Genomic DNA, 17,634 nt, shown 5'->3' on the forward strand with positions numbered 1-17,634 from the left:
TATCCCACAATAGATTCACAAGAATTACTCTGTATTTCTACTTTTCTTTTCTAACTTGGGTCACCATTTTTTTGTACAAATCTAATTGCTGCTGGAGAAAGAGACTAAGTTGTTGAAGTGATGTTTGCCGGGACTTTAATAAAAATCCGTGTGCTTTAGCCAGCCGGACATGATGATCATTTAAACTTTTATAATTAGGGGTGGATTTTATTTTGTGTTCATAATTTAATAAGGAAGTATCTGGAAAAGATGACTGATTTTCGCAAGCATTATCTTGATCCAATTTGATGTTGGGAAAAGAATATAAAGGTGATAAATCCAATTCAACTCGATGACTAAATAGCTTGGCTAAGGCTTTAATAATGGAGGTATGATCATCTACACCTCTTCTATTTAGAGATACAGCTAGATGTTCTTTGTCTTTGAGAATTTCGCTAATCCACCGACTACAGTTACTACCAACACCAACTTCAATAAAGATTCTGATATTATCATTGTAGGCACGATTAACTAAGCGAGGAAAATCAAGTTGGTGACAAAGGGCTTTAGCAATATTTTTGCCTATTAAATTACTATCAATTTTCATGGGTGCGTATTCTGCCGCAGAGTAGAAAATTGTTTTTGAATTTGCTTGGCTAGGTAAGGTATTGATTTTTACTAATTCATCATATTCAGAGTGCATTGGTTCACAATGAATTACATGATTAATTGATGTTGGAAAAGCGTCACATTTTAATGTTTGAATAACTCTTTCACAAGCTTGAGTTTCACCAGCAATAATGACTTCTTCAGGTGTATTAATTAAAACGATATAAACCCGACTTTCATTTTTTAGAACTTCTTGGACTAGGGAAGAGGAACATATCAAAATATAGTTACTCCAAAATTCTTCGCTTTTACCTGCATGAATTAAAGGTAATCCCCAATGCTGACGAACTGCATTTTTTTGACCAGATAGCCGGGTTTTAAATAAAGGGGATGAATTCAAATAATCACTGGTACTTTTAAAGCTAGTCCAGACCCCTTGTGCTAACATCATGCTAGTTTCACCAAGGCTATATCCAAAAGCATGGGGGGACTGAATGCGAAAGTGATTTTTCAGCATTACTGTCATTAATCTCGCTAAACCAACTTCCCATTCCAGCATAGAAACTGGATCATTTATTAATTTTTGTTCTATAGTTTCTAGTTGTCTTTTTGATAATTTATTAATGCTGCGAGGATAGATAAATTTTTCAATGTCAGCGGCTCGATTATAAACGCTTTTAACAACAACATCATCGTAGAGTTGAGGGAAAAGACGGAAAATATTTCGTCCCATTCCTATATAAGAAGTAAAAGAACCAGGATAAACAAAAGCAATATGACCTTTTTTTCCTTGGGGATTAACTGTAAAATAACTACCAAGAGGAGTTTGCCAATCTTTGCCAGTGGCAAAAGCAATTTTCACTCCCTGAATTGCCCTTTCAGTTTCTCGTTTTAATTCTTCTGGATGTCGTGAAAGAATTGCTAAAGCGTAAGTTGATTCTTGATATTGCTGATATTTTTGGAAATAATCACTAGCAAGTTGTGATAGAGAAGAAACATCTATGAGACTTTGTTGAAGTGCGGTAATTTGTGTTAATAAAGAAGCACGATCATCAGCCGCAATGGGAAATAAATAATAGGACATTTCTGCTAAATATTGACTACTGCGTTCTATCTGGCTGATTTCTTCTGACAAAATTAAATGTCCATAAATATTATCTTCTTCCATTATATTTACCGCAGCTATTCTTTTAGTCGCACCAGGTTCTAAAAACCAAGGTTTTGATTCTACGGCTACATAAAAGGGGCTTCCGTGCCAAATTTCTGGCTGTTTAGGATTGAACCACTGGGGAACACCGGGAATATAACGATAATATAAACAAAGTGCGGTTTTAATGAGGCTAAATATGCCCGCAGAGGCTTGTGTATTGCCAATATTTGCTTTAACACTACCCAGGGCACAACTCAGATTTTCTGCCCCTGTCTGATAAGCCGATATTAAACCTTGAATTTCCGCTATATCTGCGTTAAGAATCCCATTAGCAACAACTTCCAAATAACCAATATCTGCGGCATTAACATCTGCTATTTGAAACGCCTCTTGACAAGCTTGCTTAACAGTTTCTGGATGATTTGGAGCATCTTTCACTACACTCAAACCATCAATGACTGCATAGATGCAATGATTTTGTTGCTTGGCTGTTTCATACAGTTGTAATACTACTGCGGCAGCACCTGCTGTTTTTATGATCCCCTGAGCTTTTTCGTCATAACTGAAAGCATATCCAGTCGGATTAATTTCTATCGGGTAATTCTTATCTATCCCGACAATTAAAACCGCTTCAACTTGTTGGGAAATTAATAATTTTTTACTGACATCCAAGGCTGATAAAAGCGAATTTTCTTCGGCAAAAAATGCTAATTCAGCAGAAATATAATTAGCTAATTTAGCAGAATTTTCCGTGGGAGAAATGATGATTAAAGCTATCTTTATATCTGGTTGAATTTTAGCATCTTTCAGCGCAGAATTGATCACCTCTCGACTTAAAGGAGTTTGCTGATAATTTTCAGATGTAACTGAATTTTGCTTACCTTCATAAATCAGACGTTCAAACTTATTTAATGTTGGTGAATTACTCACAAAACAATCCATACCGACAATTGCTAACTTTTGATTCTGTGCAATTGATTTCATTATGATTCTCCATTTTTCTTACAAACTAACTGAAACAGAGGACACAGAAAAAATATTTGCAGATAAATACACTCTTAATTCTCTCCGTGCCTCTGCGTCTCTGCGTGAAAAAAATCTAATCTTTGACTATTTGTTGAGGTAGAATTGTTCCTTTAGCACCAATCATGCGATTATAAATTTGTCCTTGATGACCATAGGTAATCACATCTGTAACCACCGATGATTCTGTCTTTGATTGCACTTCACAAGTCACATAAAATGTCTCACCAAAAGGCACTTTTGCAAATTGTTCAAAGTTCTTGATTTCTGATGGTAAACATCCAACTTGATGAAAATGTTGTGTCCAAATCCAGAGAGAATGAATCTGGACATCTGCTATATAGGGATTGAATGTTTGCACTGGAAATTGTCCCTGTTGCTGTGCTGTGGGTTCTGGTAAGTAGCATTCAATCGTTATCTGACTAGGGCTGGTATTTAAAACTGATTTTACACCTTGAAAGGTGACTCCATGAAATAGGCTAGAAGCATTTACTTGATATAATTCTTGATTGGTTTTGAGGAGATTTTCATCCTGATTAAAGTTCAGGTTTCCATAATTAGGAGGTGTGGGAATTTCTCGTTTGAGAATTAGATTTGTGCTGAAATGATAGCGGATTTTCCCGTCTGATGTCTTACTACTAATTTTAGCAGCAAATTCTACTTTCTGATTTTCATGTTTCGCAAGTTCTTGAATTTCTAAAACATACTCATTTGTTGAGGTTGCATCAAAAACTATGCCTTTTAAAACTTTGAAATTGGGAGAACTGAAGGCTGTAAATCCAGGATAGAGTTGTTCACAAGCATTAGTCATCCATAATAACCCACAGGTGGCAGGAAGTACGGGACGACCGAGGATAACATGATCCTGTAAAAATGGGTTTTCTGCTAATGTTAATTGGCGGTTAATTCGATAGGTTTTTAGCTCATTAGATAAGGTTGCAGGAACATAAGTTAAGGGACTACCAATCACTAATTGAACTGTGTCTTGATTAGCGGTAGTTAGTTCATTAACTAATATTTGTGTTCCTGTCTCTACGGGAATAACTTCAATTCCTCTTTCTGCAAAAGCTTTCTTTAGTTCTGATGATACCATGCCACTTTCCCAGGGACCCCAGTTAATAGCCATGACATGACAATTGGGGTAATTATGTTTAATTAAATGGGCAGATTTGTTCAGGATTTCATTGGCTATGGCATAATCTGATTGTCCCACATTGCCATAAAATCCTACCACGGAAGAAAACAAAACTAAATATTCCAATTGACTCGCTGGTACACACCGCAGAAGATTTTCTAAACCTTTAACTTTAGCTGCATAAACATTTTCAAAATCCTGAATTGATTTTTTTTCAATGCGTTTATCAGCTAAGTTTCCTGCACCATGAATTATGCCAGTTATCGCCCCAAAACGTTCAATTACATCTGCAAGTTTTGATTCTAGTAATACTGTGTCGGTAATATCTACACTCAGATATTCTGCTTTTCCTCCTGCTTTTTCAATGGCTTTAAGAGTATTTTGAATTTCTCGCTGTGAGGAAATTGCTTGATACTTTTTCTGTACCATTATTGGTGTTGCTTTTTCCCCTTGGGCTTGGAAATTTTCTAAAATTTGCTGTTTTAATTCTGCTTCATTTTCGCAATTTTCTGCCCAAACTGGTTCAGGTTCTGGACTGGAACGCCCTAAAAGAATAAATTTGCATTGATATTGCTGGGCGATTTTAATGACACATTGGGCTGTGATTCCTTTGGCACCACCACTAACTAGAAAAACTTGATCTTTGGTAATCTCTCTTTGAGAATTAGTAGTTGGTAATGGGCTGAAGTCTGCAATTAAAGTGACTCTTCCTTTTTTGCTATATCCTACTTCTTGAATTAACAAGTTTGAATCATGAATTTCCGCGAGGATATGTTTTACAGATGTTTCTGGATCTATTTCTGGATTTAAGTCAAGGGAACGACAAAATACATTTTCCCATTCTTGATTAATACTCTTGCTAAGTCCGAATAATCCTCCAGAAATTGCACTAAAATCATGGGTTTCTCCTAATCCAAATTCACCATCTAAACGCGCAACGTTAATAAAACAACTGCGGCCAAATTTTGCGGCTTCGTTGAGTGGTTCTTTCAGGTATTTAGCGATTAGGAAGACGTGACGCAGAATGGATTTATCTATGTCTAATGGTGTTGCTGGGTGGAGATGAATAAATGCAGCTACAGTACCATAATTATCAGCAATCTGTTCTAACTGTTGTTGTAAATTTTCTTCATTCCAATCAGTTAAAACTACTCTATTGATTCCTTTATGAATATTTGAATCAATTCCAGGGAAACTTAAAACTACAGTTTTCCAACCTTTAGCTGTCAAACTTTCTGCTAATTTTTCAGTAGCAGAAGAACCATCATCAGTTATTAATACAATGTGGTTTTCAGGAAGAGAAAATTCTAAACTATCAGGTGTGGGAAGTTGCTGTAATTTGGCAATACTGCGGCGGATATTTGGCGGAAATGTGGTTGTTGTGATCTCTACTATTTCTTCAGTCAATAAATTAGAAATTCCCTGGGCTTGTTGCTGCATATAAGTGGCAATTTCGGCCAAAGTTCTCAATTCTCCAATTTCTTCAAGGTTGGGTTTAGGTAAGTCGGGATATAGTTCTAATAAACCTCCTAAAATTTCTACCCGTTTGATAGAATCAATTCCCAAATCTGCTTCCATATCCATTGACAGTTCTAACATTTCTACTGGGTAGCCTGTTTTATCACTGACAACTGTTAACAGAATATCGCTTAAATCTGCGGGAATTTCTACTTCTACTTTTTGTTCTTCAATTTCAGGTGTGGATGTTATTAATTCCGGTTGAGGAACTTCTACTAATACCTCTGTGGTAATAATTGCGGTTGATGTTTCTATCTGTTGATTTAAGATATCCGAAACTAAAGTTTGCATATATTCGGCAATTTGTTCCAAAGTTCTTAATTGTCCCAATTCTTCGGGGTTGGGTTTAGGTAAATCGGGATATATTTCTAATAAACCTCCTAAAATTTCGACTCGTTTGATAGAATCAATTCCTAAATCTGCTTCCATATCCATTGACAGTTCTAACATTTCTACTGGGTAGCCTGTTTTATCACTGACAACGTTTAGTAGAGTTTGACTAAGGGTGGCTTTATCTATATTTGGGATGATTTTTTCTTCACGCAGAGGCGCGGCGGCACAGAGAGGAAGAGGTGGAGATAAGTCGGTTTTTTCATCATTTTCTAAGTCTTGTTGAATTTGGGGAGAAAAAGTGGGTTGAGGATGATTTACATAATTGATGACTTTATTTTCTGAAGTCAGTAAATGAAAATGTTTTTGCAGAAGTTGAAAGTAATTTTGGGTATATTCATGTTGATATTTGAGATATTGTTCATGAATGCGGAGGGTATCACCTTGATGATCATGAAACCGCATCATGTTCTGTTCAGAATTGGAAATTGCTAGTTGCTGAGTTTGAGATTGATGTTCTGTAGGTTCATTATTTCCCAATAATGAATACTGCTGCTGCATTAATTGAGAAAATGTCTTTGTGTATTCTGTTTGATTTTGCAAAGATTGTTCATGAACATGGATAATATCCCGTTGTTGCTGGCTAAATTCTGTGATGAAATTTTCTAAGCTGTGAATAACTTTTTCAGAATTTTGAGGGTGAATTTCTACTTGTTCTAATTTACCGTTGAGTGAAGTTGGAGGCTTTTCGTTACCCTGTGGTTGATGATTTTCGTTAAATGAAGTTGGTGGTTTATCGTTACCCTTTAATTGATGTCTGTCATTAAATGAATTTGGGTGATTTTCGTTAATTGTTGGTTGGGAAGATATCACTCCTACATGATGACCATTTTCTAAAGCTTTCGCAAAGGCTTTTTGAGTTCTTTCGGTAATATTGGTACTATTTAACCGCACATTCAAAACTTTTTGTTGAGGAATTTCGGGAATTTTAGTTACGACTTGATAGGGATCTAAATTTTGCAAAGATAACCCAGCTACCTGCAATTGAACTATGGCTTGTCGAAGAGTTTTATCGCTATTTTTGGTATGATTTGGATTTACAGCTATAGCTATATGGGGTTTATGATTTAAAATCTCTTTTACCAAATTGGTAAGCACATTTTTAGGACCAAATTCCACAAAACAATAACCACCAGCAGCATAAATATTTTCAATCTCCTGCTGAAATAATACCTGATTGAACAATTGTTCTTTGAGGATTTTTTGGATAGCGTGGGGTTCTTGAGGATAACAGCCACCTGTAACATTAGTATAAACGGGAATTTGTGCTTCGTTGAAATTTACTTTTTCAACAGCTTGGGCAAAAGGTTTTTGAGCATGAGATACTAATGGTGTATGAAATGCTGCGGAAACTCCTAATAAAAAAGTAGTAAAGCCTTGTTTTTTGAGAATATCTTGGACTTGACTAATTTCCTCTTTCTTCCCAGCTAATACTATTTGGTGCTGAGAATTTTTATTAGCAACTGCTACCTGGGGAAACTTTTTAATTACTTCCGTTATCTGCTGAATATCTCCTTTAACAGCTAACATTCCTCCAGCATCAAAATTGGGATTTGCTGGTGCAGCCATAGCTTGTCCTCTAGCTTTTGCTAAGAACAAATAATCTTCTTCATTTAATACACCTGCAACCCACAAAGCTGTTAATTCACCAAAGCTATGACCAGCAACAAAATCAGGTTTAAATCCAGCTTGTTGCAAAATTTTATATAAACCCGCACTAAATACTCCAATTGCTGGTTGTGCATATTCAGTTTTTTGCAACGTTGCTAACTGAACTTGCTTTTGTGCTTCATCAAAAACAGGCTGAGGAAATACTACCGTTGACAAGGGCTGTAACCCGTCCTCACACAAAAGGCTATCCATGTGCGTATAGGTTTGGCGCAAGCAGGGAAAATTCATCACCAACTCCCGCCCCATTTCTAAGTATTGTGAACCTTGTCCAGAAAACAAAGCCACTACTTTACCTGTCGGATTTATCCCCTTTTGACGGTAGTAAATCCCTTGAGGATGTTCCCAGGATTCGGCTTCAGGCTTCTGTTTTAGCCCTGCAATCGCAATTTTTAGTAATTCCTCAGCTTGCGCTAAATCATTAGCTACAAAGCCCATTCTGGCATAATTAACGGGAATTTTCCTGGTTTGAGAATCAGTAATTAATTGTTGATAGTGTCTTTCTTTACCCTCAATCTGTAATTGTTGCTGGATTTGTTGACAACGAGATAACAACTCTGAAGGGGTGGGGGCAAATAGCAGTAAGGATTCTGGCCTATGGTGTAAACGGTAAGGGTGATGATGTTCATGCTCGTATTCTTCCAGGACAACGTGATAATTTGTACCACCAAAGCCAAAAGCACTGACTCCTGCCCTTCTTGGTTGGGTAGGATGACTTACCCAAGGTCTAGTTTCCGTATTTAAATAAAATGGGGAGTTCTCAATATTCAGTTTAGGATGGGGTTTACTGACATTAATCGTCGGTGGTAAGACTTTGTGGTGCAACGCTAAAGCCGCTTTGATGAGACTAGCTGCACCAGCCGCCGCCTTAGTATGTCCAATTTGAGATTTGACAGTTCCCAAAGCAATATGCTGTTTTTTCGGGTTATTTTCGCTAAAAACGCTGGTAATAGATGTAAATTCTGTAGGATCTCCTACCATCGTTCCCGTGCCATGTGCTTCGATTAACCCTACACTAGCAGGAGAAATACCCGCATCTGCATAGGCACGAACTAAAGAGCTAATTTGTCCTTCTGCGCGAGGTGCATAAATACTTTTATACTTGCCATCGCTAGAACTGCCCATCCCTTTAATGACTGCATAGATGCGATCGCCATCTCGTTGGGCATCTTCTAGGCGTTTAAGTACCAGCATTCCCACGCCTTCGCCTAATAGCATTCCATCTGCATCAGTATCAAAGGGTCTTACCTTTTCTCCAGGGGAAACAGCAGGGGTTTTACTGAAGCACATATAGGCGAAAATTGAGTTATCCGTATCCACCCCGCCAGTTATCATCATGTCGGCGCGATGTTCCACTAACTCGCTAATAGCCATTCTTAATGCACCCAAGGAACTCGCACAGGCTGCATCAACTACGCAATTCATTCCGCCCAAATCCAGACGGTTGGCGATACGTCCAGAAATCACATTAGCTAACATTCCGGGGAAGGCATTTTCGTCCCATTGCACATATCCACTTTTGAGTTTTTCAATAATTTTCTGGCTATCTTCATCTGATAAACCACTATTTTTGAGAACTTTTTTCCAAAGTGGATCTTGCAATCTTGCACCTAAAGGAACAGCCAATTGTCTACCAATTGCTACTCCTAATATTACTCCTGTTCGTTCGTGATTAAATTGGCGAGATGTCCCATAACCAGCATCTTCTAATGCCTCTTTTGCCACTACCAAACCGAGTAATTGAGAAATATCTGTCACCTCCAAAATATTAGGAGGTAAGCCAAATTCCATGGGATTAAAATCAATATCTGGTAAAAAACCACCCCGTTTACAATAGGTTTTATCCGGTGTTTTGGGATCTGGATCATAATAATCATCTATTTGCCAACGGGAAGCCGGAACATCAGTAATACAATCCACTTTCTGAATAATATTTTCCCAGTATTCCTGTAAATTCTTCGCCTGGGGAAAAATAGAAGCCATCCCAACAATTGCTACATTAGTTGTTCGCAATTTAGCATTAATTTCATTTTTCATCTCTGTGGTATCAGGCATATTTTTTTTAACCTTTATCATCTTGAGTACAGACTTTTCACAGTTACTAATTTCAGATTGCAACTGTGCAAAAGCAGCTTCAAATTTGGAAGCAGCCATGATCATATTTCCCTCTTTTGATCGAGCAATATAGAGGTGAATAGCAACTTGTTTTTTGACTAAATTAAACTAAGCTAGAATTGATTTTCATTCTTAACAGTATTGAAATCTGAACTCGACATAAATTATTGATAAATATTGTGGCGATTAAATATGAAATAGTCTGATTAATCCTCCAGACTATAAATTAAATTTTCGCCTATATTAATCTGAGTTTGGTGACAACCCTATTGCAACTCATAAGCAACTTACGTGCAACTTTATAAAAGTCTTGCAGATGTAAAATTGATAGAGTCGTCGCAGAAATATCTTTGCTTATCCAATACACTAATTATTATCTAAGTTTTAGCCATTTTGACTAAAGTTGCATAGAGATTGCATATTATTAGTTCCAACTTATTGAAAACTTTATTTTACAATAACTAAGAATAACAAATTCTCTGGATAGAAATAGAATGTGCAATATGTAATTATTGTTCATTAGTTTCTAATGCTAAATAGTTATTTTTTACATCTATCTCCAGAAATATCTTTTCACCTTTGTAAAATAGATCACTATTAAATATATCTCAGGAGTTAAAAATATATTTTTTCATCAACTTAACTCCTAAATTTGAGATAATGCAAAATTAGTAATCCTCTATTTAAAGAATTAAAAATTTGAGGCTTGCGATTTTTACAAATCCCAGATAGTGCGATAAACAAGGTTCTATGAAACAATCTGTTGCATATAGGTTGAAATTCCCAAAAAATAAGTTTACTCTAAATTATTAAATCAGGGAAATTTAGACTGTGAATTTCAAACAGTCTTCGAGCATAAAATTAGTCAATTAAACGTTATTGCATTATTTGGCTTCTGCAATATTGGAATTACAAAAACTACAAGGAATTGCTGGCATGAGACTATCTGAATTAGATCCACTCATCCCGCTGAATGAGTTACGAGAACAACTCCTAAAATTACCAAAAGGTTACTCATTTCATGAAGATGAATTAGTAGATTTTCTATCACGGAGAAGATGGCCTGAAAGCAATCGTCGAATTGATAGAACCACATTCTGGCGGTGGCGGAATGACAACGCTATTGAACATCAAAAAATCTTCAGTCGCTTGGATCTTCTCAAACTTTGTCAAATTTGTGATCATTATCGAGTAGACGGAACCCGCAGCGAATATTTGGCAATCATGCGGAAGAAAAAAGAGAAAGAGGTTGTGTTAAATAAATAAAATTTTGATCATGGTAATTGGTAATAGTCAGCAACTAATTACCAATTACCTGGCAGAATTTTAGTATTTAAGTATTTTATGTAACTTTCCATTTAGTCAACCAAAGTAAAGAATTTTTGATTAGCTGTATTTTGTTGGATATTAAGGTTATCAATTAATCCAGTTCAGTTAATTATGTAGGTTGGGTTGACGGCAGGAAACCCAACAAAATGATTGATAATGTTGGGTGGTGCTGTCACTTAACCCAACCTACTTTTTTCTTAACTGAACCAGATAAGGTTATCAAGAGATGCTATCAAGTGTAATGGCTTTTCTGTCTCTAATTTAGAGTCAGAAATATTGTCATATTTCCTAATTTAAAAGACAAAATTATGGTACACAAAGAAAAGCACTCATTCACAAAACCTATGAGTTTGTGGCCGATAATGTTAGGAAGTGCTGGAGTTATAGCTACTAGCATAATATCTATCTATAGCCTTTCATATTTTCAGAAAACGTCTAAATCATCCCCGACCATATCTTCTATTTCTCCCATTTCAGCCCCTACTATTACTGCTGTTGCTGCTTTAGGGCGTTTAGAACCCCAAGGAGAAGTAATTCGTCTCTCCGCACCTAATTCTCAAACAGGGATAAGAGTTAATCAACTCCTAGTTAAAAAAGGAGATAAAATTCGTCAAGGACAATTAGTAGCAATTCTTGATAATTATATACCTAATCTTGCAGCTTTAGAAAAAGCAAACCGACAAGTAGAAGTTAGTCAAGCGAATCTTCAACAAGTAGAAGCAGGGGCAAAAGGAGGGGATATTTCAGCCCAAAAAGCCACAATTTCTCGTTTAGAAGCTGATTTACGAGGATCAGTTTCTACTCAAAAAGCTACAATTTCTCGTTTAGAAGCTGAACTAAAAAATTCAGAAACCGAAAATCAACGCTATCAGAAATTATATCAAGATGGTGCTATTTCTGCTTCTGATGCAGATACTAAAAGATTACGCCGGGATACTGTGCAAGAACAACTTAATGAAGCTAATGCTAGTCTAAAACGAACTATAGAAACTTTGCAAAAACAGTTAACTGAATCTCAAGCTAGACTTAATAGTATTGCAGAAATTCGCCCCACAGATGTGCAACTAGCTCAAGCAAATGTAAAAAGTGCTATAGCATCTGTTCAACAAGCTCAAGCCGAGCTAAATTTAAGTTCTATCCGTTCCCCTATTGATGCTCAAGTTCTAAAAATTAATACTTGGCCAGGAGAAATAATTGGCAATAAAGGCATAGTAGAACTAGGACAAACTCAACAAATGTATGTAGTTGCAGAAGTCTACGAAACTGATATTAAAAAAGTTCGTTTAGGTCAATCAGTAACTATCACCAGTGAGGCTTTTAGCGGAAAATTAAAGGGAACTGTCGCAGATATTGGTTTACAAATTGGTAGACAAAATATCTTCAATACTAATCCCGGTTCAGATACAGATAACAAAATAGTTGATGTGAAAATTCGCATTGACAACTCGGCAGATAATCAACGAGTTTCTAGTTTAACTAATTTACAGGTACAGGCACTTATTAAAATATAACAAAGTCTGAACTATGATTTGTCTGATTAATTTGATTTGGATGATTTATATAGCGGTATGCACTTGAATGAGATACATCATAGTCCCCTCCTCGCTTGCGGGGTGGGGTGCATTTATATAAGGAATAGGAGGTAAAACATGATTTTAAATATACCTTTGCCTTGGCTACAATTGATAAAACAAAAAGTGCGCTTTTTTGTAGCATTGGCTGGGATTGCTTTTATTTCTGTGTTGATGTTTATGCAAATTGGGTTTCAGGATGCTCTTTATTCTAGTGCTACTCAAGTCCATAAACACCTGCGAGGTGATTTGTTTTTAATTAGTTCCCAATATAAATCTTTGACTTCTACTCAAAGCTTTCCTCGTAGTCGTTTATATCAAATATTAGGTTTTAACGGCATAGAATCTGTTGAACCTTTATATGTCCAATTTGCTAAACTCAAAAATCCCATTAATGGCCGCAAATATCCTATTTACATTCTAGGATTTGATCCGGTAAAATCTATCTTTAGATTACCAGAAGTAGATCAAAATTTTCAATTACTAAAAATTCCTGATCAAGTATTTTTTGACCGCGCAGCCCGGCCAGAATTTGGACCAATTGCTGAATATTTTCAAAATAATCAACCTATAGGTATGGAAATATTTAGTTATTTGGGAACTATTGGTTATAAGGTTAAAGTTAGTGGTTTATTTACTCTTGGGCCTTCCTTTGGTGTGGATGGTAATTTAATAGTCAGTTCTTCTACTTTTTTTAAAATCTTTCCAGAACATAGATCAAATCAAATAGATATAGGCTTAATTCATCTAAAACCTAATGTTAACCCCCAAACAATTCTCACAACTTTATCTAATAGTTTACCAAAAGATGTCACGGTAATGACACGCCAAGAATTTATTGACTTTGAAAAAAGCTATTGGACATTAAGAACACCAATTGGATTTGTATTTAATTTAATGGTAATGATGGGTTTTGTGGTTGGTGTAATTGTTGTTTATCAAATCCTTTATAGTAATATATCAACTCATTTTGTCCAATTTGCGACACTTAAAGCTATGGGATTTAGAAATAAATATCTTTTAAATGTCGTATTTCAGCAAGCTATAATTTTAGCTGTCTTGGGTTTTATTCCCGGTTTTGCTATCTCTCTAGGACTATATGATATTGCTAAAGATGCAACTAAATTACCAATTGTTATGGATTTAAGTAAGGGATTATTAGTATTCACTTCTGTGATTATTATGTGCTTAACTTCTGGTTTCTTTTCTACCAATAAACTCCGTAAAGTAGATCCAGCAGAAATCTTTAATTAACTAATAATGCAATATTTACCTGATGCCAATATTTTGAAAATCACAAATCTTAATCATTACTTTGGTCATAGTAAATTACGAACTCAAACTTTGTTTGATATTAATTTAACTATCAAAGCTGGAGAAATTGTGATTATGACTGGACCATCTGGTTCAGGAAAAACTACTTTATTAACATTAATTGGTGGTTTGCGTTCTGTCCAAGAGGGAAGTTTAAAATTTAATGGACAGGAATTATTAGGTGCTAGTAATGAAGAATTAGTCCAGGTACGGCGACAAATTGGCTATATTTTTCAAGCTCATAATTTACTAGATTTCCTCACAGCTATGCAAAATGTGCAAATGTCTTTGGAATTACAACGCAATATTTCTCAATGGGAATCTTATATCCAATCAGAAACAATGCTCCAGGCTGTGAAATTGGGAGATAGAATTAATTATTATCCCTCCGATCTTTCCGGGGGACAAAAGCAACGAGTAGCCATTGCGCGGGCTTTGGTGAGTCATCCTAAGTTAGTCTTAGCTGATGAACCTACGGCGGCTTTAGATAGTAAATCAGGAAGAGATGTGGTTAATTTAATGCAGCAATTAGCAAAAGAACAAGATTGCACCATTTTAATTGTTACCCACGATAACCGAATTTTAGATATTGCTGACAGAATCATTAATATGGAAGATGGTTATTTAATCCAACATGATTGATTTATTTAGATCTCCGACTTCTTGAAGAAGTCGGAGATCTAGTTATAGTAAACTAGCAGAATTAACATCTAAAAATAAAGTAGCTTGGGGTTGTTGACGTAAAATAGAAGCTGGACAATTAGTAGTAATATTTCCTGTTAACAGAGTTTTAACTACTTGGGCTTTTCTGGTTGCTGGTGCTAAACAAATTATTTTTTTAGCATGACAAATCATGGGAATAGTTACAGTAAATGCGTATTGAGGAACATCTGCTAAATTGGCAAAATATGCTGTATTTACTTGTTGTTGACGGTTAACATGATCCAGTTTGACAAGTTTAACTTTAGCAGGATCTTGAAAATCTGCCACCGCTGGATCATTAAATGCTAAATGTCCATTTTCCCCAATACCTAAAAAACATAGGTCAATAGGTTGATTTTCTAAGAGTCGAGTATAGCGATCGCACTCAGCTATTGGTTGTAATGTATCCCCTGCTATATAATAAAATTGTTGGGGACACACCTTTTCTTCGACCCGTTCCCGCAAATAACGACGAAAACTAGCAGGATGATCGGATGTAATTCCCAAATATTCATCTAAATGAAATAAAATTATCCGTGACCAATCTATTCCCTCTAAAGCAATTAAAGCCTCCAAAAATCGAATTTGGGAATTTCCCGTAGCTAATAAAATCGCAACTGTATCCTGTTTATCAAGCAGATTTTGTAAATATTGATGTGTGATTTTAGCCACACTTTCTGACATTTCCATTTCAGAAGCATAAACCTCTACCAATAGATGATCAACATAAAAAGATTTGCTAGGTTCTATCATTTGTTTACTCCCAATTACTAATTATCAATTATAAAAAAAGACAGGCAAAAAGCCTGTCAAATAGCTGATGATTTAGCAAAGAATTTGTCAGTATCCTCAACCCTGATTGTTGTAATCAATCATCTCAATCAAATCAATCACACAAATCATAGTTATGATTTAGAAATTCATTTCCGCAGCTTGAACCCTGATTGTTGTAATCAATCAAATCAATCAAATCAATCACACAAATCATAGTTATGATTTAGAAATTCATTTCCGCAGCTTGAACTTTTTCTACTTGTTTCTTCTTGAGAACTAGCATTACTTGTGCCAACATCACCAAACAGATAAAAGCAACCAACCATGTAACTCTAGAAGAATCTTGCAAAACAATTTCTGCATCTTTTTGACCAAAACCACCAACATTGGGGTTGTTAGTCAAAGCATCACCAATTGCAACTACTTGTCCTTCAGTCACAATTAGTTCAGGACCAGCAGGAACTATATCTGTAACAACATCACCAGTTGCAGTTGTGATACTAATTAGATTCTTAACGTTACCGTCCTCATCTTCTGTTTTAGCAATTTTGCTAATTGTACCGGCAGCAGAAGCGTTGAATGCGTTATTATTGCTCTTTTCACCTGTGGGGTAAACTTGTCCACGGCCACGATTACCGCCTACATGAACAGAGTATTTGCCAAAGTGGATATTTTTGTCTGTAGCGGGGTTAGGAGAAAGAATAGGGAAGACAATTTCTTGATATTCTTCACCAGGTAATGGACCAACAATGACAACATTATCTGTACTGTCGTTGTAAGGAGTGAATGTCATATCACCCACTTCTGCCTTGAGTTCTTCAGAAATGCGATCTTCTGGGGCAATCTTGAAGCCTTGAGGCAACATTAATACAGCACCAACATTTAAGCCCACCTTAGAACCATCAGCACCCACTTGTTGCACAGTGGCATCGTAGGGAATCTTGACAACGGCTTTAAATACAGTGTCAGGAAGCACAGATTGAGGAATTTCCACTTCTGTGGGTTTAGCTGCTAGGTGACAGTTAGCGCAAACAATTCGACCCGTTGCTTCGCGGGGGGTTGCAGGAGCGGTTTCTTGCGCCCAGAAAGGATAGGCAGCAGCAGTTTGTGGGACGGCTATATCGCTAGTGAAGAAAAAAGTCACAGTAGCGATCGCTATAAGCAATGTATTAACCATTGCTTTAGCAGTGCGAGTTAACCTCGCAGGTGTAAGGGCATTTCTCATCTCTATAAAGTCATTTGTCAGTGGTTAGTTGTCAGTTGTCAGTTGTCATTGGTCAGTAGTCAGTAGTCAAGAGTTGATTAAAAGCCCTAGATTGTTGACTTGAGACTAATAACTTTTGCACTATTTAAGCCCACCAAGCGGCATCCCCAGTGCGGAAATCGGTTTCCGTCCAAGGTGTTAACAGAATTTTGTCGTCTGCCACTTTGGCATGGGCTAGAGGCAAGGATTTTGGTGCAGGACCGCGAATTACTTTACCAGTAGCGTCATATTGTGAACCATGACAAGGGCATTTAAACTTATTTTCAGCCACATTCCAAGGGACAACACAACCTAAGTGGGTACAAATAGCATTAATCCCGTAGTCAGCGATCGCTTCTTTACTTTCCACTACAATATAGGTAGGATCTCCCTTGAGTCCTTGTACCAAACTGCGACCGCCCACATTATGGCTGTCTAGAAATTGACTAACACTAACATCATTACCCAATTCATTCTTGGCTACTGTACCGCCACCAGCACCACCGCTAGCAGGAGGAATAAAGTAGCTAACAACAGGGTACAATGCACCCAACGCCACCCCGGTAACAGTCCCAAAAGTGAGCAGGTTCATAAACTGACGACGACCCATATCGGGAACATCTGCTGATTCAGAAAATTGAGCCATAATCTCCGCGCTGTTTGTGTAATTTATTAATCATTTTGACAAGAGTACCAGCACAAGAGCCACTCTTATCTGAATCGAAATCATAACGCTCACAGCGATACCCTAATTCTCAGTTGCAAGACATAGTGAGCATCTTTATCTGTTAGCATTACATTTCTTTATATCCTTATCATACTGGAGTCACGGAACTTAATATCATAACTAAATGTAAAATCTAGATAAGCTCAGGGAACAGGGAACAGGGAACAGGGAACAGGAGGAAACTTCTTAACAACTGACAACGGACAACGGACAACGGACAACGGACAACTGTACGGGCGAAGCATTTGGAGAACTATTTTTGGCAATGATCGATAATTTATCTTCCAAATGCTTCGCCCCTACTGACTACTGACTACTGTACGGGCGAAGCATTTGGAGAAATATTTTTGGCAATGACCGATAATTTATCTTCCAAATGCTTCGCCC

General features: G+C 36.7%; 9 protein-coding genes. 4 read left to right on the plus strand and 5 right to left on the minus strand.

What is annotated here, in order from left to right; all coding sequences use genetic code 11:
- Positions 1 to 37 precede the first annotated feature (37 nt).
- Complete coding sequence (locus PN450_RS18345; RefSeq protein WP_271837146.1) at positions 38 to 2,722, minus strand: PfaB family protein; 2,685 nt, start codon at positions 2,720 to 2,722, stop codon at positions 38 to 40.
- A 115-nt stretch (positions 2,723 to 2,837) separates the two neighbouring features.
- Positions 2,838 to 9,626: a type I polyketide synthase gene (locus PN450_RS18350; protein WP_271837147.1), complete on the minus strand. Its 6,789-nt coding sequence runs from the start codon at positions 9,624 to 9,626 to the stop codon at positions 2,838 to 2,840.
- A gap of 897 nt (positions 9,627 to 10,523) precedes the next feature.
- Between PN450_RS18350 and PN450_RS18355 the strand changes: the two genes are divergently transcribed.
- From PN450_RS18355 to PN450_RS18370, 4 genes are all read left to right on the plus strand, one after another.
- Complete coding sequence (locus PN450_RS18355) at positions 10,524 to 10,853, plus strand: hypothetical protein (protein ID WP_015078582.1); 330 nt, start codon at positions 10,524 to 10,526, stop codon at positions 10,851 to 10,853.
- A gap of 371 nt (positions 10,854 to 11,224) precedes the next feature.
- Positions 11,225 to 12,427: an ABC exporter membrane fusion protein gene (locus PN450_RS18360; protein ID WP_148761340.1), complete on the plus strand. Its 1,203-nt coding sequence runs from the start codon at positions 11,225 to 11,227 to the stop codon at positions 12,425 to 12,427.
- A 138-nt stretch (positions 12,428 to 12,565) separates the two neighbouring features.
- Positions 12,566 to 13,741, plus strand: a complete 1,176-nt coding sequence (gene devC, locus PN450_RS18365) for an ABC transporter permease DevC (protein WP_213719417.1) — start codon at positions 12,566 to 12,568, stop codon at positions 13,739 to 13,741.
- A gap of 6 nt (positions 13,742 to 13,747) precedes the next feature.
- Positions 13,748 to 14,443 (plus strand): DevA family ABC transporter ATP-binding protein, encoded by a 696-nt coding sequence (locus PN450_RS18370; protein WP_015078579.1) that lies wholly within the window; start codon positions 13,748 to 13,750, stop codon positions 14,441 to 14,443.
- A gap of 42 nt (positions 14,444 to 14,485) precedes the next feature.
- On the opposite strand, the gene PN450_RS18375 is transcribed toward PN450_RS18370, so the two are convergent.
- The 3 genes from PN450_RS18375 to petC all read right to left on the minus strand — a co-directional run bounded on the left by PN450_RS18375 (position 14,486) and on the right by petC (position 17,166).
- Entirely contained in the window at positions 14,486 to 15,256 is a 771-nt protein-coding gene (locus tag PN450_RS18375; RefSeq protein WP_168632284.1) for a glucosamine-6-phosphate deaminase, read from the minus strand.
- 244 nt (positions 15,257 to 15,500) lie between these two features.
- A complete protein-coding gene (gene petA / locus PN450_RS18380; protein ID WP_168695954.1) occupies positions 15,501 to 16,502 on the minus strand; it encodes a cytochrome f in 1,002 nt (333 codons plus the stop codon).
- 124 nt (positions 16,503 to 16,626) lie between these two features.
- Positions 16,627 to 17,166 (minus strand): cytochrome b6-f complex iron-sulfur subunit, encoded by a 540-nt coding sequence (petC, locus tag PN450_RS18385; protein WP_148761332.1) that lies wholly within the window; start codon positions 17,164 to 17,166, stop codon positions 16,627 to 16,629.
- Positions 17,167 to 17,634 lie beyond the last annotated feature (468 nt).

The sequence above is a fragment of the Dolichospermum lemmermannii CS-548 genome (assembly GCF_028330815.1).
GTDB classification, from domain to species: Bacteria; Cyanobacteriota; Cyanobacteriia; order Cyanobacteriales; family Nostocaceae; genus Dolichospermum; species Dolichospermum lemmermannii.

Bases quoted from the DNA above. Each gene is read 5' to 3' on its own strand.
- petC (WP_148761332.1), bottom strand. From the start codon at position 17,166: ATGGCTCAATTTTCTGAATCAGCAGATGTTCCCGATATGGGTCGTCGT.
- devC (WP_213719417.1), top strand. From the start codon at position 12,566: ATGATTTTAAATATACCTTTGCCTTGGCTACAATTGATAAAACAAAAA.
- PN450_RS18355 (WP_015078582.1), top strand. From the start codon at position 10,524: ATGAGACTATCTGAATTAGATCCACTCATCCCGCTGAATGAGTTACGA.
- PN450_RS18375 (WP_168632284.1), bottom strand. From the start codon at position 15,256: ATGATAGAACCTAGCAAATCTTTTTATGTTGATCATCTATTGGTAGAG.
- petA (WP_168695954.1), bottom strand. From the start codon at position 16,502: ATGAGAAATGCCCTTACACCTGCGAGGTTAACTCGCACTGCTAAAGCA.
- PN450_RS18350 (WP_271837147.1), bottom strand. From the start codon at position 9,626: ATGGCTGCTTCCAAATTTGAAGCTGCTTTTGCACAGTTGCAATCTGAA.
- PN450_RS18370 (WP_015078579.1), top strand. From the start codon at position 13,748: ATGCAATATTTACCTGATGCCAATATTTTGAAAATCACAAATCTTAAT.
- PN450_RS18345 (WP_271837146.1), bottom strand. From the start codon at position 2,722: ATGAAATCAATTGCACAGAATCAAAAGTTAGCAATTGTCGGTATGGAT.
- PN450_RS18360 (WP_148761340.1), top strand. From the start codon at position 11,225: ATGGTACACAAAGAAAAGCACTCATTCACAAAACCTATGAGTTTGTGG.